Consider the following 19,775-nt stretch of genomic DNA (forward strand, 5'->3'; position numbering starts at 1 on the left):
CCCGGCCTGCGCGCAGCGCTCAGCAACAGAAAGATACAGATGCTCCTCGGATTCTTGACGGCTGCGGCCGTCGCATCGACAACGGCAGCGGTGGCAGTCGGCGCCTCCAGCGGGGCACAAGCGGTGGACCCGGCAGAGCGGGCGCGCATCGAACAGATCGTGCATGACTATATTCTGGCTCACCCGGAAATTCTGCCAGAGGCCATGGAACGCCTGAAGGACAAGCGCATGGCCGAGGCGGTGAATACCCATCGCAAGGAGCTGGAGACCCCCTATGCGGGGGCATGGGAAGGCGCAAAGGACGGCGACGTTACGGTCGTCGAGTTTTTCGACTATAATTGCAGCTATTGCCGGGCTTCCCTGGCGGACATCACAAAGCTGGTGGCCAGCGATTCGAGGGTGAAGATCGTCTATCGCGAGCTGCCGATCCTGTCTGAAGAGAGCACTCTTGCCGCGCGTGTTTCCCTGCTCGCCGCTGAGCAGGGCAAATATGCCGCCTTCCACAAGGCGTTGTTTGCGGGTGGCCGCGCCAGCAAGGACAGCATCCTCGCCGCAGCTACCAAGGCCGGGATAGACCGCAAGGCAGCCGAAACCGCGATCATCAGCAACCGTTATGACCCGGAGATCGAAGCGAACCTCAAGCTGGCACAGGAGCTGGGCGCAAGCGGCACGCCAACCTTCGTGGTGGGCGGCAAGGTGTTGGGCGGTGCAGTGGGCTATGAAGCGCTTAAGGAAGCGGTAGCTGCCGCGCGCTCAAAAGAAAAATAACGGGAAGGCTGCGTATCAGCTTCCGTTCGGTCCGGTATTGTCGCTACCGCCGCCACCGCCAGCACCAGCCGCACCCACGGCGCCGATATTGCCGAAAATATCCTCCAGCAGGGTGCGCTCGCGGCCAAGGGTTGGCGTCTTGCCAGACTTGGGCGAAATGTCCGCCACCTTGTCCAGTCCAGCCTTGTCTATGCCTGCGACATTGCCCGCCGGGTCAAACCGCACACGCAGCACCGTTTGCTCAGCGGCCTTGGGGTTGGCGAACGCAAGCTGCTTCATGTCGCGCGAGACATAATACCAGTCCTGATTGCCGAACTGACTGACGAAGGTGGGGCGGCCAAGCGTCCCCTCGACCGACTGTCGATTATCCACACCCGGCTGAATTGAATCGACCAGCAGGCTATCGACCAGATAGCCCTGATGCGTGCGCATCCGCGCGCAGCCGGAAAGCGCAACCGTAGCGCCGGTCAGCGCGATCATCAGGGCAACAGTCTTGAAACGCATTATACTCTCCCACGGGCGGCCCCGCTGCCTGGCACCATTGCATATCGGGTGCCTTGCCTCCAATATGGGATTGCATCGCGCCGCACAAGCCATAGTGAGAAGCTGGCCGCGCAAGCCGTGCTCCAGAGAGGTTGTTTATCCGTCATGTCGTTGCTTGATCGTCTTTTTCACCGCCAGCCAGACCCGCGCACCACGATGCAGCCGCTCTATCAGGCCATCGTGCATCGCGGGCGGGCGGTGCACTGGTATGTCGAGGGGGCAGTGCCGGATACGCTCGACGGGCGGTTTGACATGATCGCCGCCATTCTCTCGCTGGTGTTGTTACGGCTGGAGCAGGCAGACCTGCGGCACGAGAGCGTATGGCTGACCGAGCTGTTCGTCGATGACATGGAGGCGCAGCTTCGGCAAATCGGCATCGGCGACGTGATTGTCGGCAAGCATATCGGGCGGATGATGAGCGCGCTTGGTGGGCGGCTTTCCGCTTATAGAGACGGGCTGACGCCAGGCGGGGATTTCAATGCGGCGCTGCGCCGCAACCTCTATCGCGGCGAGCCTGTGGCCAACGAGGCGGTGGCGGATGTCGAGGCGCGGCTGCGCAGCTTTGCAGCCGGGCTTGAGGGGCTTGACCCCGCCCGTCTGCTTGCGGGAGAGCTGCCTGCATGACCCAGCCTGCGCCGGAATTTTCCCGCATCGTCCGGCTAGACGAAATCGGGCGGATGCGCTGGCCCGCACATATCGCTGCGGAGGCGGAAGAGCGCGCCGCATTGGCCCGCCGCTTCGGCTTTGTGGAAATAGCGTCGCTGGAGGCGGACTACACCCTCACTCGCGAGAATGAGGGCATCATGGCGACAGGCGAAATCCGCGCCGCCCTTTCCCAGCCCTGTGTCGCAACTGCCGAGCCGGTGGCGGAACAGGTGCGCGAGGCGTTTTCGATCCGCTTTACGCCGGAAGGGGAAGCCCCGGTTCAGGGGAACGAAGACGAGATCGAGATCGAGATCGACGCCGATGGCATCGATATCGTGACCTATGCGGACGAACGCATCGACATTGGCGAGGCGATAGCGGAAACGCTGGCGCTCAGCGTCACCCCCTACCCTCGTTCACCCGATGCCGACACAATACTCAAAGCCGCCGGTGTGTTGAGCGAGGATCAGGCCGGGCCATTCGCTGCGCTGGCGGCGCTCCGCACCAAGGAAGAATAGGCGGACGGTTTAAGAGCCTGTTGGGAAACGGACTGTCAGAACGGAATGATGCGGGATTTCTCAGTGAATTTCATATAGCCCGCATTGATGCCTGCGCGCCAGCCGACACCGAGGCGAATGGGGATCAGCACGACATCGCCGCGCCGCAGATAGGTGGCCGTAAACCCGCCTACAACATAGAGCGCGCCTTCTGCCTGCGGATAGCGTTTGAACAGATCCTGAGAATCATAAAGGTTATAGACCAGCACAAACACCTTGGACGCGTTGCCGCCAACATCGAACCCCACAGACGGTCCGGTCCAATAGACTTTACGCTCGCCCTCGACCTTGTGATTCATCGTGCCGGAGCCATAGCGCAGCCCCACCACCACCGCGCCAGATGCCTCTCGCCCGGCGATATAGGCATTGGGCCGCCCGCGATCTTTCAGTATCTTTTCCAGCAGGCTTGCGAGGCCTTCCGCACCCTTGCCGAACACGCCCTCCGCCGCGCTGACGACATCGTCTTCCTGATAGGCGCTCTTGGGATCAGGCGAAGCGGGAACTGTCGTCGTGCCAGAGGTTGGCGCGGCGGCAACAGGGGCAGGTGGCGGCAGGGGTATCGGGGCATCCGCTCCGCCAGCGGGGGCAAGATCAGCATCTATCGCCTGATTGGGATCGACGCTCTGTACCTGTGCCAAACCCGGTGCAGACGATAGCGCCAGCCCGCAAGCCGCGAGGGTGCCCACTACGGCCAGCCGCATCCGCCCGATGAAATGCCCGAAATACGCCATCTTGCTTTATACCCTCACCCTATTTCGCGCCCGATCATTGCATATTCGGCCCACAACATGAAACAGCAATGAACGAACGGCGACCTGAGTCGATTCTGCGCCGAACCGAATCAGTTGCGCCCGCCCCGCTGTCTTCCCCCGCTATTTTTGCAGCCAGCGCGTCGCCTTGAACCAGATGCCAACGCCGCCGCCCGTCACCACACAAAAAGCCACCACGCCCCAGAACGCCCAAGGCTCGTGTGCGAACGGAATACCCGCCACATTCATGCCGATAAGGCCTGTGATGAAGGTGAGCGGCAGGAAAATGAGCGCGACGATGGCAAGTACCAGCGCCTGTTTGTTCATATGCTCGGCGCGAAGGTCCGTGAGCGCCTCGTGCGTCAATGCCGCGCGCTCGCGCACCGATTCCAGCTCCTCCACCATCCGTGCGCATCGGTCTGCCGCTTCCTGAAGGTGCAAGCGGTCGTCCGGCTCCAGCCAGTTGGCGGGCATCGTCATCAACCGCTCGGTCGCCTGCCGTTGGGGCGCGAGGAAGCGGCGGTAGGCAATGGCCTGCGCGCGCAACTGCGCCACCTTGCGCCGCTCGACCGTGCTGCCATCCTCCAGCACGCTGCTTTCGATGCCGTCCAGCGCGTCACCAAGGTCCGCGATTTCCGGGTCCAGCGCGTCGGTGATTTCCATTGCTGTGGCAGAGAGCAGATCGCCGGGGTCCGCAAGCTCGCCCGCCAGCATCCGCGCAATCAGCCGGTCCATCACGCCCAACTCGCGGTAAGACAGGCTGACCACCAGGCCACGCTGCGCCCAGAAGCGGATGGAGACCAGCGGGTCGCCATCAATCGCCGAGGGTGCGCCCAGCCCACGCATGTTGACAAGCGCACCCTCGTCGAACTGCGCGCTGCGTGGGCGGGTTTCGTGCGCCTTCAGGGCAGCGACGGCAGGCGGAGGTATGTCCGCAAACTGCGCGAGTATTCCGTCAACATCGTCGCTCTTGCCATCAAGGTGGACCCACAGAAACTCATGCGCGGGATCATGCGTAAGGCAGGCGGGCAGATCGGCCTCACGAGTGGTTCCGCCCATATGGAGGAAAAAGCGGCTCATGCTTGATCATCTCTATGAAAAAGCCACAGCGCAAGCCCTGGCCCCGCCCATAGCGGCGCTTGGGGAGCAGCGATCCGCACGGCATCGGCACGGGCACGGTTGAGGATGGCGGGCGCTATACCCGGCGCATGATACACCGCGTCCGCTTGCCCCAGCAGCCGGGCGGCGCGCAGGGTGAGGTCGTCCGGATCGTCAGAGGTGACAGCGATCGCTTCAAGCCAGGGCTGGGCCTGATCGCTACCGGCCTCCTTTAACCAATCTGCCACCGCGTTCGCATCCTTGCCGGAAAATGGATCGAGCAGGCCGCCCTCGGCCAGCCCGGCATCGAGCGCGCGGCGGCGGGCGGCGGCATCTGGCCAGCGCGCGCGCATCCCCTCCCGCGCTCTGCCCAACGCCGCAGCCAGCGGCCCCAGTGTAGCCGGCATCAGCGCCTCCAGACGCTGGCGCAGCGCCTTGGCAAGGCCAGCCGACGCACCGCCGGTGCCAATGGCAATCAGTACCGGGTCACGATCCACAATCGCGGGCAGAGTGAAATCACATAGCGCCGGGCGGTCCACCGCGTTCACCGGCAGACCCCGTGCCTTCAGCCGCGCAACGGCGGCCTGCGCATCGGCTTCATCCTCAATCGCAACAATAGCAAGCACCGCTTCCGCCGCTTCATCGGTGCGGACATCGGCACCTGCGCGCTCCAGCAACCGGCGCTTGGCATCCGCTGCCTCGCCCTCGCCCAGCAAGATCACGGGCCGCCCTTCCAGCTTCATGAAGAGCGGGAGACTGTGCATAACCGCTTAGTTCCTCAACCAGCCCGGCACATGCTCAGCCGCGATCAGCGCTTCGGGCAGCACCCGCTCTGCCACCACCGCAAATCTCTCGCCATCCACCATCACTTCAGGCACCAGCGCACGGCTGTTATATGTGCTCGCCATCGTCGCGCCATAGGCGCCTGCCGTGCGGAAGATAGCGAGATCGCCGGACAAAACCGCGTCGATCTCGCGCCCCATGGCGAAGGTATCACCCGTTTCGCATACCGGTCCGGCGATGTTTGCAACCATGCGTTCGCCGGTAGGACGCACGGCCTCAAAGTCATGAAACGCATCATACATAGCGGGGCGCGCGAGGTCGTTCATCGCGGCGTCGACTATGACATAAGGCCGCGCCACGCCAGGCTTCACCCAGATGACGCGGGTGAGCAACACGCCGGCATTGCCGACGATCACGCGTCCCGGCTCGAACATCAATGTCACGTCCCAGCCACGTGTTACCCGCTCAACCATGGCGCCATAGTCCGCAGGGCTGGGTGGCACCTTGTCCCGCTCGTAAGGCACGCCGAGGCCGCCGCCCAAGTCCACCCGGTCGATGCCATGCCCCGCCGCGCGCAATTCGCTCACCAACTCGCCGATACGGGCATAGGCTGCCTCCAGCGGCGCGAGATCGAACAACTGGCTGCCGATGTGGCACGCCACCCCGCGCAAATTGAGGGCGGGCAAGCCAGATAGGCGCGCAAAGATGCCCATCGCCTCGCTGATCGGTACGCCGAACTTGTTTTCCGATTTGCCGGTAGAGATTTTGGCATGGGTGCCCGCATCGACATCAGGGTTGACGCGCAACACAGCGGATGCCGTCTTGCCCATCTGCGCCGCCATCTCCGCCAGCACGGCGCCTTCTTCCTCCAGCTCGATATTGAACTGGCCGATCCCGGCATCAAGCGCCTGCGCCAGCTCGGCCCGTGTCTTGCCGACACCTGAGAAAACAATGTCCTGCGCCTTCATCCCCGCCGCCAGCGCGCGCGAAATTTCACCGCCAGACACTACATCGGCGCCAAAGCCCTGCCGCGCCAGTACGTTGAGCACCGCCAGATTGGGGTTCGCCTTGATCGCGAAGGCGATGTGGGTGCGGGGCAAGGCGGAAAGCGCCGCCTTGAATACCTGCGCATGCCGCTCCAGCGTGGCGCGGGAATAGATATAGACAGGCGTACCAACCGCCTCTGCGATCATCGCCAGCGACACATCCTCGGCGTGGAGCACACCATTCTTGTATGTAAAATGATCCATGATTTCAGCTTCTGGATGAGAGGGTGTCAGCGCGGCGGGAGATCGAATGGATCTTCACTGCGTTCATACGACCGATACAGTGGTTCGGCGCTGCGATCCGGCCGGGCCTGCGTTTCGAAGCGGGTCATTTCGCCCGGCGTCTCTGCCCGCTCTGCCCCGCGCGCAACCGGCGCTGGCGTCATGCCCGGTTTCTGCTCCAATTCCTTACGCACACCGCAGGCCGAGAGCGCCAGTAGCGCCAGGATCATCATCTTTTTCATGCGCCGCCCTCCGCCAGTTCGGCCTTGGCCTGGGCGATGCGCAGCCGCACCTGCGCCGGGGCGGTTCCGCCGTGGCTCACCCGGCTCGCGACCGAGGCATCGACCGTCAGCACCGAATAGACCCGTTCATCGATGCGCGCGTCGATCATCTGCAGATCGGCCAGCGGCAGCTCAGAGAGCGGCACGGCCCTCTCCTCCGCCAGTTTCACCGCCCGCCCGGTGATATGATGCGCCTCGCGGAACGGGATGTCCGCCTCGCGCACCAGCCAGTCGGCAAGATCCGTCGCGGTGGCAAAGCCGCTCTCGGCCAAGCTACGCATCCGGTCGGTGCGAAATGTCACTGTGTCCACCATCCCCGTCATCGCCGCAAGGCACAGGCCCAGCAGGTCATGCGCCTCGAACACAGGCGGCTTGTCGTCCTGCATATCTTTAGAGTACGCGAGCGGCAGGCCTTTCATCGTCACGCACAGCGCCGTCATGCAACCCATGATCCGCCCGGCATGGCCGCGCACCAGCTCGGCCGCATCGGGGTTGCGCTTTTGCGGCATGATCGAACTGCCGGTCGAATAGGCATCGGGCAGCTTCACGAAGCCAAAGGGCTGGCTCGCCCAGATGATGAACTCTTCCGCTAGGCGCGAGAGGTGGAGCGCGCATTGCGTCGCCGCCATCAGATAATCGAGCGCGAAGTCCCGGTCAGACACCGAATCGAGGCTATTGTCAGTCGGCGCGGCAAAGCCCAGCGTCGATGCCGTCATATGCCGATCGATCGGGAAGCCAGTTCCCGCGAGCGCCGCTGCGCCCAGCGGGCATTGGTTGAGCCGTGCGCGCGCATCGGCAAAGCGCGATACATCCCGCTTCAGCATCTCGTAATAGGCCATCAGGTGATGGCCGAGCGTCACCGGCTGCGCGCTCTGCAGGTGCGTAAAGCCGGGCATGACACTGTCGGCATGTTCCTCTGCCCGCGTCACCAGCGCCCGTGCCAAGCCTTTCAGCCCGGCCAGCACCTCGTCCATCGCGTCGCGCACCCACAGGCGAAAGTCGGTCGCCACCTGATCGTTGCGGCTGCGCGCGGTGTGCAGCCTGCCCGCCGCACCGCCGATCAGCTCGGCAAGGCGCGACTCAGTGACCATATGGATGTCTTCCAGCGCCATATTGACGGGTACGCCATCACGCGCATACTCATCCGCAACCCGGCTCAGCCCTTCGGTAATCGCCTGTGCATCCTCGCCGGAAACGATCCCCTGCACCGCGAGCATGGCCACATGCGCCTTCGACCCGGCGATATCCTGCTTCCACAAGCGCTTGTCGAACGGGATCGAGGCGTTTATCTCGCGCATGACCGCGGCTGGCCCTTCGGCGAAGCGCCCGCCCCACATGCTGTTGGAGCCTGCCGTCATGTCTGTTTCGTCCCGCACGCTGATCGCTCTGCTCCTGACCGGGGTTTTCCTTGGGGCCTGCGATAAGCAATCCGCGCCGCATGAGCAAGACAATGCGGTGACAAATGGCGCAGTGACCAGCGGTGAGGCCACCGCGTCCGCGTCGAGTGAAGCCAAATATATCCTCGATCGCAGCAAGGCGGGCAGCGAACTGCCCGATTATGTGTTTCGCGATGCAACGGGCAAGGCGATGACGCTGGACCGGTTCAAGGGCAAGCCCATCCTCGTCAATCTGTGGGCAACATGGTGCGCGCCATGCGTGGCGGAGATGCCCCAGCTTGACAGGATAGCCGCGAGCTATGCCAGCAGCGGCCTGCAAGTGCTCCCTATCTCGCAGGATAGTATGGAGCCACAGAAGGTGCTGGACTTTTTTAACGGCAAGGGCTTTCGCCACATGAAGCCCTGGCTGGACGCGGACAACGCCTTCGGTTTCGGCTATGGCGGCGGGGTGTTACCGATGAGCGTGCTTTATTCTGCGGAGGGCGTTGAAATCGCCCGCATCACCGGCGCGCCGGACTGGGAAGGGGCGGAAATGCGCGCGCTGATTGAAGAAACCATCAATGAATAATCGCCGGATCGCGCCACTCGCCGTGCTGATGCTGCTCGGTGCCTGCGAGAGTGCAGACGTACAACAGAACCTGGCCACGCTGGAGGCGAAGGTTGCGCATAATGCCGTGGATCCCGCGCTGCGCGAGGCGCTGGAAGCGTCGATAGCGACCGACCCGGACCTGCGGCGTGAGGGCAACCGCGATAGCCTGAAGCCCGCCGACAAGCCTCTGGATGGGGCAGTGCCTGTCGGCCTTACAGTGCGCGACGCACAGGCGCGCGCGCTCAGGTTGGCGGGTGGCAAGCTGCTCCCTACGCCGCCTGCAACAAAGACCGTAACGACCACCGGCGGCGCGATCACCCTGGCCGGTATCGCGCGCGAGCAGGGCTTGAGCGCAGCCTGCGAAGATCCGCGCCTCAACTATGCATTGGGCTGGGCCAACCGCCTGCCAGCCTACCTGCCGCTCTATCCCGGCGCGGCGCTGAAAGACGCGGCGGGCGCAGACGATCCGAAATGCACGATCCGCGCCGCGACCTTCGCGACTGATACCGACGTTGGCCCGGTGCTCGATTTTTACTACACGCTTGCGCGGCGCGCAGGTTTCTCGGTTGAGCATGTCGAGCAGGATGGCGGCCATGCGCTTAAAGGCGCCCGGACAAAGGATGGCGCGGCGTTTCACCTCGCGCTCCGTTCCGCGCCCGATGGCGGCGTAGAGGGCGATCTTATCTCTAGCCAGCGCCGCTGATCGCGCGCTTTTCTGCCCCTTCCCTTGCTCTTGCGCGCTTTGGCGCATAGGGGAGGCCATATGAACAGCCTTCTTGTCATGATCGGCGGCGCATTGGGTGCGCTCGCCCGCTATCAGTTCGGCTATATGGCGGGAAGGCTGATGGGCAGTGGCTGGCCGTGGGGTACGCTGGGCGTCAACATCATCGGCGGGCTGGCGATGGGACTGCTGGCGGGCTGGCTCGCGCGCCATGGCTCTGTCGGCGGGGAACAGGCGCGGTTGCTGCTCGGCGTCGGCGTGCTGGGCGGCTTCACAACCTTTTCCGCGTTCAGCCTCGAAACTGCGCTGATGATTGAGCGCGGCCAGTTGGGCGGGGCGGCGGCCTATGCCGGATTGTCCGTACTGCTATCCGTCGGTGCGCTGTTCGGCGGTCTGTTCACAATGCGGGCGCTGGCATGAGCGCGCCCAGGGCCGATAGCGGCAACGCCCGCACCGCTATCATCAGCGCCGAGGATGACGGCATCCGGCTCGACCGCTGGTTCAAGCGCCACATGCCGGACGTGAGCTTCGCCATCGTCTCGCGCTGGGCGCGCACCGGGCAGCTTCGCCTCGATGGCGCGCGCGCGACACCGGGCGACCGGGTAGCGGAGGGCCAGTCTCTGCGCATCCCTCCCCTCCCCGCGCCGACAGCCGCCAAGCCCGCGCGCCCGGCCCGCCCGACACGGCCCCGCCTCTCGGACGAGGAGATGGACTTCGCGCAGAGCCTCGTCATCCACCGTGACGAGCACGCCATCGTCATCAACAAGCCGCCCGGCCTCGCAACGCAGGGCGGCACGAAGACGGACTCTCACGTCGATGGCCTGCTCGATGCGCTTATGTATGAGCGGGACGACCGGCCCAAGCTCGTCCACCGGCTAGACAAGGATACGTCGGGCGCGTTGCTGCTCGCGCGCACGCCCAAAGCCGCCGCCTATTTCGCCAAGGCCTTTTCCAGCCGCACCGCGCGCAAGGTCTATTGGGCGCTCGTCGTCGGCGTACCCAGCATCGAGCAGGGCATGATCGACCTTCCGCTCGCCAAGCAGCCCGGCTCCGGCGGCGAGAAAATGCATGTCGACGAGGAGGAAGGCCTGCCCTCGCGCACCCGCTATCGCGTGATCGAGCGGGCGGGCAACCGCGCCTGCTGGATGGAGCTGCAACCCTATACCGGCCGCACCCACCAGATCCGCGTGCACCTCGCTGCCATCGGCTTCCCGATCGTGGGCGACGGCAAATATGGCGGCAAGGATGCCTTCCTTTCCGGCACGATCAGCCGCAAGATGCACCTCCACGCCCGCCGCATCCGGGTGGACAGCCCCGATGGCGGACGGGTGGATGTGAAGGCAGAGCTGCCCTCGCATTTCGCCGAGAGTCTCGACGATCTGGGCTTTGACCTCGCCAAGGGCGAGCTGCTGCTCGATGACGAGATCGATACCGGCCCCACCAAGGACGACATCAAGCGCGTTGCCAAACAGCACGCCAAGCAGGTGCGCAAGGACAAGCGCGGGGAGCGGCGCGAACGCGGGCAGCCGCAGGCGAAGAAGCCCGCCCCGCGCAAGCCTCGCCCCAAGGCTTCCCCCCGCAAGCCATGACCACCGCCAACCGCCTCGCCCTGTTCGATTGCGATGGCACGCTGGTCGATAGCCAGCACGACATCGTCGAGGCGATGAACCGCTGTTTCGACGCGGTGAAGCTTACCCCGCCAACGCGGCTCCAGACGCTCGCAGTCATCGGCCTGTCGCTGCCTCAGGCGATGGCGCGGCTGTTGCCGGATGCGGAAGGGCATTTCCACGATCATCTGGCCGAGCAATACAAGCTCGCCTTCCAGCATATGCGCCGCACCAATGGCGTGTCCGAGCCGCTCTACCCCGGCGTGGCGGAGCTGATCGGCAGGCTGGCGGACACTGGCTGGATGCTCGGCGTCGCGACCGGTAAATCCGACCGCGGCTTGCAGCTTTGCCTCACGACCCACGGCATCCTCTCCCATTTCATCACGCTGCAAACTGCAGACCGCCACCCCTCCAAGCCGCACCCGTCGATGGCGCTGCAAGCGATGGCGGATGCGGGCGCGGCGCCGGAAACCACAGTGATGATCGGCGACACGAGCTATGACATGGAGATGGCGCACAATGCGGGCATCCGTGCGCTGGGCGTCAACTGGGGCTATCACAGCGTATCCGAACTCAGGCAAGCCGGCGCGCATGCCGTGGCGGTAGACATGGCGGAGCTGGAGCGCCATATCACCGCATCATGAGCACCGAGACCGAAGACCAGAAAGCCGCGCGAGAGGCCGCCGCCAAGGGCCGCTTCATCGCGCTCAACCTGTTTCGCCTGTCCGGCGTGGCGATCGTGCTGTTCGGCTTCCTCATCATGGCGCAGAAATTCGGCTTCGTTGCCGGGCAGAAGGCCAAGATCATGGGCGCGATCATCGCCACGGTCGGCCTGTTTCAGGCGCTGATCGTTCCCCGCATATTGGGCCGCGCATGGCGCACGCCGCCGGAATGACATTGGCCCGATGAAGCGGTTCTACAAGGAAGCCACGGCAGTCGCGGCAGACGGCGGATGGAGCATCCTGCTCGATGGCCGCCCCGTCCGCACGCCCGCGCGCGCATTACTCGTGCTGCCCACGGCAGCGCTCGGCAACGCGGTGGCGCAGGAGTGGGCGAACCAGGGCGACGAGATCGACCCCGCCGCCATGACCATGACCGGCATCGCCAACGCCGCGATCGACCATGTGATGCCGGACCCCGCAGCCTTCGCCGCGCCGATCGCCGCCTATGGGGAAAGCGACCTCACCTGCTATCGCGCAGACGGGCCGGAGCCGCTGGCCGCGCGGCAGGCGGACCAATGGCAGCCGCTGATCGACTGGGCGCAGGCGCGCTATGATGTCATCTTTCGCGTTACGAGCGGCATCGTCCATGTGCCGCAGCCGCCGGAGACGGTCGCGCGGCTGGGCGAGGCGGTGCGCGCGCTCGACCCCTTCCTGCTCGCGCCGCTTTCTCCGCTGGTGAGCATGAGCGGCTCGCTCATCATCGGCCTGGCGGCGGTGGAGCGCGCCTTCCCGCTCGCGCAGCTGTGGCAGGCGGCGGAGCTGGACGAGCTGTGGCAGGCCGAGCAATGGGGCGACGACGATCAAGCCCTCCTCCGCCGCGCGCAACGGCATGAGGCGTTCATGGCGGCTGCGGGCTTTGCGGAGCTGGCGGCTCGCAAGTAGGTCAACTGGCGGGAGGCGCGGTTCTACTCCCCCCGCTTCCCCAGCCCCCGGATAAACCCGATCAGCCCGGTCTGGCGGCTGCGTTTCAGGCGTTCGGCGTGGAGGATCGTCCGCACTTTTTCGAAGCAGCTTTGGGCGTCGTCGTTGACCAGCACATAGTCATAGCCGTCCCAGTGCGCGATTTCGTTGGCGGCGCGATCCATGCGGCCGCGGATCACCTCTTCGCTGTCTGTACCGCGCGCGCGCAGGCGTCGTTCCAGCTCCTCTATCGATGGCGGCAGGATGAACACGCGGACCACATCCCCGCCCGCGATCTGGTGAAGCTGTTGCGCGCCCTGCCAGTCGATATCGAACAATACGTCGCGCCCGGCCTCCAGCATCGCGTCGACCGGCGCCTTGGGTGTGCCATAGCGGTTGCCGAACACATGCGCCCATTCGAGAAAGGCGTTATCCGCCACCATATCGCGGAATTGATCGACCGAGACGAAATGATAGTCCTTGCCGTCCACCTCGCCGGGGCGAATGGGCCGCGTGGTGGCGGAGACGGACATCTGAAGATTGTCCTCCGCTGCCAATAGCATGCGCGAGATGGTCGATTTGCCCGCGCCAGATGGCGAGGACAGCACGAACAGAAGCCCACGCCGTTTGAATTTATAGGGATCGTTTGTGGTGCTGTCGGCCATGCCCGCTAGTGCCGCGAGCAAGGCGCACAGTCAAGCCTTGGTGCTAGTCTCGCTGCCTGTCGGTGAGGGTTTCGGCGACATCACTTTCGCGGGCTTGGCCGCTCGCGCCGCCGCTTCCAGCTTGCGCTCCTCGTTTCGCTTGTAGAGCTTGTGCCCCAGCCACGCGCCACCAATGATCAGCGCACCGATGGGGGATTTCCGAACGAAATTGCTGGCGATCAACCCGGCGGCAGCCCCCATTGCGCCTGAGTTGCCAGAGCGCTCTGCAATGCGTGATCCCATCACGCCACCTAATAGTTTCCCGATCATTCTGACATGGCTCCGTTTGGACTGTTTCGCCATATCAACCTCCTGTGCCCGGCATTGGTTCCATCCGTGCCGCGCGTTAAAACCCTATTTGCGCTTGCCGAAATCGACCGTCACGACGTTGGAGCCATCCGCCGGAGGAGCGGGCGGCGGCGTCGCGTCATTCTCTGCCTCCTCATGCGGCTCTGGCTCGTCCGCCTCGTCCTGCGCCTGAAATTGCAGCGCAAAGTTGACGGCTGGATCGACAAAGGCGGTGATCGCGCCGAAGGGGATAACGAGCTGCGCCGGGACCTGATTGAACGTCAGGCTCACGCGGAACAGCGTCTCTTCCACCTTCAAGTCCCAGAACTTGTTTTGCAGCACGATCGTCATCTCGTCCGGAAAGCGCTCGGTCAGGTGTTTCGGTACGGAAACGCCGGGCGCCTGCGTCTTGAACGTGATGTAGAAATGATGCGCGCCGGGCAGATCGCCACCCGTTGTCTCCACCTGGCCCAGCACCCGGCCCACAACCGCGCGCAGGGCTTCCTGCACGATCTCGTCGTAGGGAATCAGGCTGTCTGGCAGTTCATCGCTCATGCCTCCTACCTAACGCGCGCGAAAGGCGGGTCAAGCCGAACCGCACTTGCCGCGCAAAACATTGCGCGCCCGCAAAACCGCGCTATAGGGGCGTCATGCGCACGGCTGAAATACAAAGGACAACGGCGGAAACGTCGATTTTCGTCTCCGTCAACCTTGACGGTACGGGGAGCTATACTGTCTCGACCGGCATCGGCTTTCTGGATCATATGCTGGAGCAGCTTTCACGCCACTCGCTGATCGACCTGAAGGTGGATTGCAAGGGCGACCTGCATGTCGACCAGCACCACACCACCGAAGACACAGGCATCGCCATCGGAGAGGCGGTGGCAAAAGCGCTGGGGGACAAGCGCGGCATCGCGCGCTATGGCAGCGCCTATTCGCCGATGGACGAGACCCTCTCGCGCGTGGCGCTGGACATTTCCGGGCGGCCCTACCTCGTGTGGAAGGCGGAGTTCACCACGCCGCGGCTGGGCGAGATGGATACCGAGCTGTTTCAGCACTGGTTCCACAGCTTCGCGGGCGCGGCGGGCATCACGCTGCATGCCGAATGCCTCTATGGCGAGAACAACCACCATGTGATCGAGAGCCTGTTCAAGGGGCTGGCGCGCGCGCTGCGCATCGCGGTAGAGATCGACCCGCGCAAGGGCGATGCCATCCCCTCGACCAAGGGGACGCTGGGGGGATGAGCATCGCGCTGATCGATTATGGCGCGGGCAATCTTCATTCGGTTCATAATGCGCTGGTAAAGGCGGGGGCGCGGGATGTGGTGCTCGCCGCCGATGGCGAGGTGGTGCGCCGGGCGGATCGCATCGTGCTGCCCGGCGTGGGTGCTTTTCGCGCCTGCCGGGATGGCCTTTATGCCCTGCCCGGCGTGGTGGAGGCGATGGGTGAAGCCGTGCAGGCGCGCGGCGTGCCGTTCCTCGGCATCTGCGTCGGCATGCAATTGCTGGCGGATGAAGGCGAAGAATTCGGCAGCCATGACGGGCTGGGCTGGGTGCCCGGCACGGTTCGCCTGATCGAGCCTGCCGACGCAAGCATCAAGGTGCCGCACATGGGCTGGAACGATGTGACGCCTGCCACGCCGCATCCCCTTATCGTGCCGGGCGAGGCCTATTTCCTGCACAGCTATCATTTCGCGGCCAAAGACCCCGCGCATGTCCTCGCGACCACCGATCATGGCGGGCCGATCGTCGCCGCCGTGGGGCGGGACACTATCGTCGGCGTGCAGTTTCACCCGGAAAAGAGCCAGAGCTATGGCCTTTCCTTCCTCTCCCGCTTTCTGGAATGGCGCCCGTGAGCATTATCGTTTTCCCCGCGATTGACCTTAAGGGCGGGCAGGTCGTCCGTCTCGCCGAGGGCGATATGGACCGCGCGACCGTCTATGGCGACGATCCCGCCGCGCAGGCGCTGTTGTTTGCGCAAGCTGGCGCGCAGCATCTGCATGTCGTCGATCTGGATGGCAGCTTTGTCGGCAAGGCCGTGAACGGCGCGGCGGTGGAGAGCATCGTCTCCGCCTTCCCCGGCCATGTGCAGCTGGGCGGCGGCATCCGCAACCGCGAGGCGGTGGAGCGCTGGTTCGATCTTGGCGTCTCGCGCATCGTGATCGGCACGGCGGCGCTGAAGGATCCGGAGTTCGTGAAGGCGGCGGCGCGCGACTTTCCCGGCGGCATCGTGGTGGCGGTGGACGCGCGCGACGGCTTTGTCGCGACCGAGGGCTGGGCCGAAAAGTCCGACATGGAAGTGATCGATCTTGCCCGCCGGTTCGAGGACGCCGGAGTGGCGAGCCTGCTGTTCACCGATGTCGGCCGCGACGGGATGTTGAAAGGCTGCAACATCGACGCGACCGTCAGTCTTGCGCGCGCCTGCTCGATCCCGGTGATCGCCAGCGGCGGCGTGGCGGGCATATCCGACATCCGCATCCTCTCGCTCCACGCGCAGGATGGGATCGAGGGCGTCATCACCGGCCGCGCGCTCTATGACGGGCGGCTGGACTTGAAGGCCGCGCTGGCCGTGGCGGCGGCGGAGTGAGAGTCATGTGCATTGAAATGCGCGGTGCCAGCCCGCTCCCCCGCCCAACCGCCCGACAGGGTATTATATCGGGCGGTTGGGCGGGGGAGCGGGCCGGTGCCGTAACCGAGCGTGAGCGAGGCCAACAATGACAGTACGAGTCCGCGTCATTCCCTGCCTCGATGTCGCCAATGGCCGCGTGGTCAAGGGCGTGAACTTTGTCGATCTGGCCGACGCGGGCGACCCGGTAGAGCAGGCGCGGCTGTATGACAGCATGGGCGCGGACGAGCTGTGTTTCCTCGACATTACCGCCAGCCATGAGGATCGCGGCACCATCCTCGATATCGTTAGGCGCACCGCCGAGGTCTGCTTCATGCCCGTCACCGTGGGCGGCGGAGTGCGGAGCGCGGAAGACGCGCGCGCGCTGCTGCTCGCGGGCGCAGACAAGGTTGCGGTCAACAGCGCCGCCGTCGCCCGGCCGGAAGTGGTGGCGGACATCGCCGACCGCTTCGGCAGCCAGTGCGTTGTCGCCAGTGTCGACGCGCGCCGGGTGGCCGAGGGACGCTGGGAAATATTCACCCACGGTGGCCGCCGGGCGACCGGGATCGATGCGCTGGAGCATGCGACACGGCTGGCGCAGCTGGGCGCGGGCGAGCTGCTCGTCACGTCTATGGACGGCGACGGCACCAAACAAGGCTATGACCTTGCTCTCACCCGCGCGATTGCCGACGCGGTATCCGTGCCCGTCATCGCCAGCGGCGGGGTGGGCACGCTCGATCATCTGGTGGAGGGCGTGGTGCAAGGCCATGCCAGCGCCGTGCTTGCCGCCTCGATCTTTCACTTCGGCCAGCACACGATCGCCGAGGCGCATCAGGCGCTCAGCAAAGCGGGTATCGCGGTGCGGCATCCGATCTCCCTTCAGACCCTCTGATCCCGATCACCCCTTCGCCGAGTGAGCCAAATAGCCCATGTCGCTAACATCCCTCCTCGTTCCTACTTTCACGCAAATGCTCGGCGCGATGTCAGGCTGGCTGAACAAGGCGCAGGCGCAGATGCCGGGGCAGGAAGCCGAGGCGCTGTTGTCGGCGCGGCTCGCGCCCGACATGTTTCCCTTGTCCACGCAAATTCGCTTTGCCTGTGTGCAGGTTCACGAGGCAAGCTGTCGCCTGAGAGGGATGGCCTTTTCCGATACCGTGCAGGAACTTCTCGATGAGGGGCGCAACGGTGGAGAAGTGCCAGGTTCAATGGATGATGCGCAAGGGCGCATCGCCGCAACCCTGGCGCTGCTGAACAGCCTCGCCCCCGACGCTCTGGATTTGGACTATGGCGCGCCCATTGCACACACACTGCCCAACGGCATGATATTCGATCTGAGTGCAGAGCAATATGCGCGGGACTGGGCGCTGGCGCAGTTCTATTTCCACATCATGTCCGCTTATGCGATCCTACGCAGCCAAGGGGTAGACCTCGGCAAGGCTGACTATATCCCCCACATGCTGCCTTTTCTTCGCGCTTAGGGGTAGACGGGCGGTCACTGGCCATTTCGTGCGCGACACTAGTTTCGCACCTGCAACAAAAAAGGTGAACGCGGTTGCCTTATAATATTCGGTAACGGTAATAGGCCTTTAAGGTGCGGCTGCTAAGGGCCTTGCACGCACTAATGGGCATATAATCAGTTTGGGGGCTATGATGCGGACAGTGGATCCGGCGACGGCAAGCGGCACAGCGGCAGCATCGGCTGCCCCGGCAATCTCTGTCGTCATTCCCGCCTATAACGAGGAAAACGCCGTCATCCCGACGATCGAGCGGGTGCGGCAGGTGCTGAACGACGCGAATATCCCGTTCGAGCTGGTGGTCGTCAATGACGGTTCCAAGGACGGCACCGCCGCCGCGGCCAAATCGACCGGCGTGCACGTCGTCGATTTTCCGCACAATGGCGGCTACGGGCGCGCGCTTAAGGCTGGCATCGCCGTCACCAAGGCCCCGCTGGTCGCGATCATCGACGCGGATGGCACCTATCCGCCTGAAATGCTGCCCCAGATGATCGAGATGGCCGCCTATAACCAGATGGTGGTGGGAGATCGCGGCGCGGCGATGAAGGGCGTGCCGATGATCCGCAAACCCGCCAAATGGGTGCTGAACAATCTTGCGAGCTATCTTGCAGGCCACAAGATCACCGATCTCAATTCCGGCCTGCGCGTGTTTCAGCGGCCAGAGCTGGAGCGGTTCATTCACCTGCTGCCCAATGCCTTTTCGTTCACGACCACGATCACCTTGTGCATGCTGGCATCGGGCTTCAACGTCTCGTACCTGCCGATTTCCTACGGCAAGCGCGTGGGCACATCGAAGATCAAGGCGGTCGATTTCTTCCGCTTCATGATGCTGGTGTTCCGCCTCACCGTCTATTTCCAGCCGCTGCGCATCTTCATGCCGCTGGGCGCGTTCCTGTTCCTGCTCGGCGTGGGCAAGGCGGTGTATGACGTCTATCTCGACAACCTCTCCGAAACGGCGGTGTTCGGGATGCTTGGCGCGGTGGTCGTCTGGTCCTTCGGCCTGATTGCCGACATGATGGCGCGCATGCAGCTGCGCCCGCCCGGCACGCGCTGATGGCCCCATCGCGCAAGCGATATCTTGTCTGGGCGGTGCAGATCGCGGTCAGCGCGGTGCTGCTGGCCTTCATCTTTCATTTCGTTCCGCTGGCGCAGGTATGGGGCGCGGCCAAGCGCTTGTCGCCGCAGCTCTGGCTGGCGGGGTTTGTGCTGTTCCTGATCGGCCATGCATTGACCGCCGCGAAATGGTGGATGCTGATCGGCCATGATGTGCCGTTCGCCCGCGCCTTTCGCGCGCATCTGGCCGGGCTGGGCGCCAACCTCGCGCTGCCCGGCGTGGCGGGTGGAGACGTCGTGCGCGCCGCGCTGGTTATGGGCGAAACGAAGGACAAGGGTCGCCTCGCGGTCGGATCGCTGGTCGACCGGCTGATCGACACAGCCTCGCTGGCGCTGGTGGCGCTGGTGGGCGCGTGGTTCGCGTTCAACACCGATGGGCGCACGACCGGGCTGGTCGTCGGCGGGATTGCGGTTGTCGTGGCGATAAAGCTCACCCTTCTTCGCCTGCTTTCCACGCGCATCGCCGCGTTTGCCGCGTGGCTCGGCACCAAGGGCAAGGCAGGCCGCATCCTAGGCAAGATCATCGCCGCCAGCGCGGAGATGGGCCGCAAGCCGGGCCTGCTGCTCGGCTGCTTCATCCTCTCGCTTGCCGTGCAGTGCCTGTTCGTGCTGATCAACATCGCGTTCGCCCTCGCGCTGGGCGTGATGATCCCCGCCGCCGCGTGGTTCTATGCCTGGGCGGGGGCGAAGATCATCGCGATCCTGCCCATCAGCCTTGGCGGCCTCGGCCTGCGCGAGGCGAGCATGGCGGCGCTGCTCCAGCCCTTTGGCGCAGAGACCGGCGCGGTGATCGCCATCGGCCTGATCTGGCAGACAGTCCTCTATGCCAGCGGCATCCTGGGGCTGATCGTGCAGGCAGGCTTTGCCGCTCTGCCGGGCAAGAGTGCCCCACCCTTAGACCCCAAACCCCATATAGGCTGATCC

General features: G+C 64.5%; 27 protein-coding genes. 17 read left to right on the forward strand and 10 right to left on the reverse strand.

Going from position 1 to position 19,775, the window contains the following annotated elements; genetic code table 11:
• Positions 1–39: 39 nt before the first annotated feature.
• Positions 40–768 carry a DsbA family protein gene (locus EQG66_RS12520; RefSeq protein WP_129404936.1) on the forward strand — a complete coding sequence of 243 codons (729 nt, stop codon included), beginning with the start codon at positions 40–42 and terminating at the stop codon, positions 766–768.
• A gap of 15 nt (positions 769–783) precedes the next feature.
• Here EQG66_RS12520 and EQG66_RS12525 read toward each other — a convergent pair whose 3' ends face one another.
• Entirely contained in the window at positions 784–1,272 is a 489-nt protein-coding gene (locus EQG66_RS12525) for an outer membrane protein assembly factor BamE (protein WP_129404937.1), read from the reverse strand.
• A gap of 144 nt (positions 1,273–1,416) precedes the next feature.
• Between EQG66_RS12525 and EQG66_RS12530 the strand changes: the two genes are divergently transcribed.
• The gene (locus EQG66_RS12530) at positions 1,417–1,935 is read left to right on the forward strand and encodes a ubiquinol-cytochrome C chaperone family protein (protein ID WP_129404938.1); all 519 of its coding nucleotides are present in this window, start codon (positions 1,417–1,419) and stop codon (positions 1,933–1,935) included.
• On the forward strand, positions 1,932–2,474 hold the full coding sequence (locus EQG66_RS12535) for a YceD family protein (RefSeq protein WP_129404939.1): 543 nt from the start codon (positions 1,932–1,934) through the stop codon (positions 2,472–2,474). The genes EQG66_RS12530 and EQG66_RS12535 overlap by 4 nt, the downstream gene beginning before the upstream one ends.
• 35 nt (positions 2,475–2,509) lie before the next feature.
• On the opposite strand, the gene EQG66_RS12540 is transcribed toward EQG66_RS12535, so the two are convergent.
• The 6 genes from EQG66_RS12540 to argH all read right to left on the reverse strand — a co-directional run bounded on the left by EQG66_RS12540 (position 2,510) and on the right by argH (position 8,029).
• A complete protein-coding gene (locus EQG66_RS12540; RefSeq protein ID WP_129404940.1) occupies positions 2,510–3,244 on the reverse strand; it encodes a DUF1134 domain-containing protein in 735 nt (244 codons plus the stop codon).
• Between the two features lie 141 nt (positions 3,245–3,385).
• A complete protein-coding gene (locus tag EQG66_RS12545) occupies positions 3,386–4,342 on the reverse strand; it encodes a zinc transporter ZntB (protein ID WP_129404941.1) in 957 nt (318 codons plus the stop codon).
• Complete coding sequence (locus tag EQG66_RS12550; protein ID WP_129404942.1) at positions 4,339–5,124, reverse strand: precorrin-2 dehydrogenase/sirohydrochlorin ferrochelatase family protein; 786 nt, start codon at positions 5,122–5,124, stop codon at positions 4,339–4,341. The genes EQG66_RS12545 and EQG66_RS12550 overlap by 4 nt, the downstream gene beginning before the upstream one ends.
• Before the next feature lie 6 nt (positions 5,125–5,130).
• Positions 5,131–6,393 (reverse strand): diaminopimelate decarboxylase, encoded by a 1,263-nt coding sequence (gene lysA / locus EQG66_RS12555; protein WP_129404943.1) that lies wholly within the window; start codon positions 6,391–6,393, stop codon positions 5,131–5,133.
• A 26-nt stretch (positions 6,394–6,419) separates the two neighbouring features.
• On the reverse strand, positions 6,420–6,653 hold the full coding sequence (locus tag EQG66_RS12560) for a hypothetical protein (RefSeq protein ID WP_129404944.1): 234 nt from the start codon (positions 6,651–6,653) through the stop codon (positions 6,420–6,422).
• On the reverse strand, positions 6,650–8,029 hold the full coding sequence (gene argH, locus EQG66_RS12565; protein WP_129404991.1) for an argininosuccinate lyase: 1,380 nt from the start codon (positions 8,027–8,029) through the stop codon (positions 6,650–6,652). The genes EQG66_RS12560 and argH overlap by 4 nt, the downstream gene beginning before the upstream one ends.
• Before the next feature lie 19 nt (positions 8,030–8,048).
• Here argH and EQG66_RS12570 point away from each other — a divergent pair, with 19 nt between their 5' ends.
• The 7 genes from EQG66_RS12570 to EQG66_RS12600 are packed head-to-tail and all read left to right on the forward strand — an operon-like array spanning position 8,049 to position 12,610.
• Entirely contained in the window at positions 8,049–8,657 is a 609-nt protein-coding gene (locus EQG66_RS12570; RefSeq protein WP_129404945.1) for a TlpA family protein disulfide reductase, read from the forward strand.
• Positions 8,650–9,381: a hypothetical protein gene (locus tag EQG66_RS12575; RefSeq protein WP_129404946.1), complete on the forward strand. Its 732-nt coding sequence runs from the start codon at positions 8,650–8,652 to the stop codon at positions 9,379–9,381. Before EQG66_RS12570 ends, EQG66_RS12575 begins: the two co-directional genes overlap by 8 nt.
• A gap of 60 nt (positions 9,382–9,441) precedes the next feature.
• Entirely contained in the window at positions 9,442–9,819 is a 378-nt protein-coding gene (gene crcB, locus EQG66_RS12580) for a fluoride efflux transporter CrcB (RefSeq protein ID WP_129404947.1), read from the forward strand.
• Positions 9,816–10,988: an RluA family pseudouridine synthase gene (locus EQG66_RS12585; protein WP_129404948.1), complete on the forward strand. Its 1,173-nt coding sequence runs from the start codon at positions 9,816–9,818 to the stop codon at positions 10,986–10,988. The genes crcB and EQG66_RS12585 overlap by 4 nt, the downstream gene beginning before the upstream one ends.
• Positions 10,985–11,650: an HAD-IA family hydrolase gene (locus EQG66_RS12590; RefSeq protein WP_129404949.1), complete on the forward strand. Its 666-nt coding sequence runs from the start codon at positions 10,985–10,987 to the stop codon at positions 11,648–11,650. The genes EQG66_RS12585 and EQG66_RS12590 overlap by 4 nt, the downstream gene beginning before the upstream one ends.
• Positions 11,647–11,901 (forward strand): hypothetical protein, encoded by a 255-nt coding sequence (locus EQG66_RS12595; RefSeq protein ID WP_129404950.1) that lies wholly within the window; start codon positions 11,647–11,649, stop codon positions 11,899–11,901. Before EQG66_RS12590 ends, EQG66_RS12595 begins: the two co-directional genes overlap by 4 nt.
• A 10-nt stretch (positions 11,902–11,911) precedes the next feature.
• Complete coding sequence (locus tag EQG66_RS12600) at positions 11,912–12,610, forward strand: ATP12 family chaperone protein (protein ID WP_129404951.1); 699 nt, start codon at positions 11,912–11,914, stop codon at positions 12,608–12,610.
• Between the two features lie 23 nt (positions 12,611–12,633).
• Here the strand turns inward: EQG66_RS12600 and gmk are convergent, their stop codons facing one another.
• The 3 genes from gmk to EQG66_RS12615 are packed head-to-tail and all read right to left on the reverse strand — an operon-like array spanning position 12,634 to position 14,175.
• The gene (gene gmk / locus EQG66_RS12605) at positions 12,634–13,293 is read right to left on the reverse strand and encodes a guanylate kinase (RefSeq protein WP_129404992.1); all 660 of its coding nucleotides are present in this window, start codon (positions 13,291–13,293) and stop codon (positions 12,634–12,636) included.
• 30 nt (positions 13,294–13,323) lie between these two features.
• Positions 13,324–13,635, reverse strand: a complete 312-nt coding sequence (locus EQG66_RS12610) for a hypothetical protein (RefSeq protein ID WP_129404952.1) — start codon at positions 13,633–13,635, stop codon at positions 13,324–13,326.
• Between the two features lie 51 nt (positions 13,636–13,686).
• Positions 13,687–14,175 carry an SspB family protein gene (locus EQG66_RS12615; RefSeq protein WP_129404953.1) on the reverse strand — a complete coding sequence of 163 codons (489 nt, stop codon included), beginning with the start codon at positions 14,173–14,175 and terminating at the stop codon, positions 13,687–13,689.
• Between the two features lie 95 nt (positions 14,176–14,270).
• On the opposite strand from EQG66_RS12615, the gene hisB reads away from it, so the two are divergent.
• The 7 genes from hisB to EQG66_RS12650 all read left to right on the forward strand — a co-directional run bounded on the left by hisB (position 14,271) and on the right by EQG66_RS12650 (position 19,772).
• Entirely contained in the window at positions 14,271–14,864 is a 594-nt protein-coding gene (hisB, locus tag EQG66_RS12620; RefSeq protein WP_129404954.1) for an imidazoleglycerol-phosphate dehydratase HisB, read from the forward strand.
• On the forward strand, positions 14,861–15,475 hold the full coding sequence (hisH, locus tag EQG66_RS12625) for an imidazole glycerol phosphate synthase subunit HisH (RefSeq protein ID WP_129404955.1): 615 nt from the start codon (positions 14,861–14,863) through the stop codon (positions 15,473–15,475). Before hisB ends, hisH begins: the two co-directional genes overlap by 4 nt.
• The gene (hisA, locus tag EQG66_RS12630) at positions 15,472–16,206 is read left to right on the forward strand and encodes a 1-(5-phosphoribosyl)-5-[(5-phosphoribosylamino)methylideneamino]imidazole-4-carboxamide isomerase (RefSeq protein ID WP_129404956.1); all 735 of its coding nucleotides are present in this window, start codon (positions 15,472–15,474) and stop codon (positions 16,204–16,206) included. The genes hisH and hisA overlap by 4 nt, the downstream gene beginning before the upstream one ends.
• A 127-nt stretch (positions 16,207–16,333) precedes the next feature.
• The gene (gene hisF, locus EQG66_RS12635; RefSeq protein WP_129404957.1) at positions 16,334–17,116 is read left to right on the forward strand and encodes an imidazole glycerol phosphate synthase subunit HisF; all 783 of its coding nucleotides are present in this window, start codon (positions 16,334–16,336) and stop codon (positions 17,114–17,116) included.
• A 37-nt stretch (positions 17,117–17,153) separates the two neighbouring features.
• Positions 17,154–17,702, forward strand: a complete 549-nt coding sequence (locus EQG66_RS12640) for a DUF1993 domain-containing protein (RefSeq protein WP_129404958.1) — start codon at positions 17,154–17,156, stop codon at positions 17,700–17,702.
• Positions 17,703–17,871: 169 nt separating this feature from the next.
• Positions 17,872–18,792, forward strand: coding sequence for a glycosyltransferase family 2 protein (locus EQG66_RS12645; RefSeq protein WP_129404959.1), 921 nt, complete (start codon positions 17,872–17,874; stop codon positions 18,790–18,792).
• The gene (locus EQG66_RS12650; protein ID WP_129404960.1) at positions 18,792–19,772 is read left to right on the forward strand and encodes a lysylphosphatidylglycerol synthase transmembrane domain-containing protein; all 981 of its coding nucleotides are present in this window, start codon (positions 18,792–18,794) and stop codon (positions 19,770–19,772) included. Before EQG66_RS12645 ends, EQG66_RS12650 begins: the two co-directional genes overlap by 1 nt.
• The last annotated feature ends 3 nt before the right edge of the window (positions 19,773–19,775 follow it).

The sequence above is a fragment of the Sphingobium fluviale genome, assembly GCF_004122115.1.
Taxonomy (GTDB): Bacteria; Pseudomonadota; Alphaproteobacteria; order Sphingomonadales; family Sphingomonadaceae; genus Sphingobium; species Sphingobium fluviale.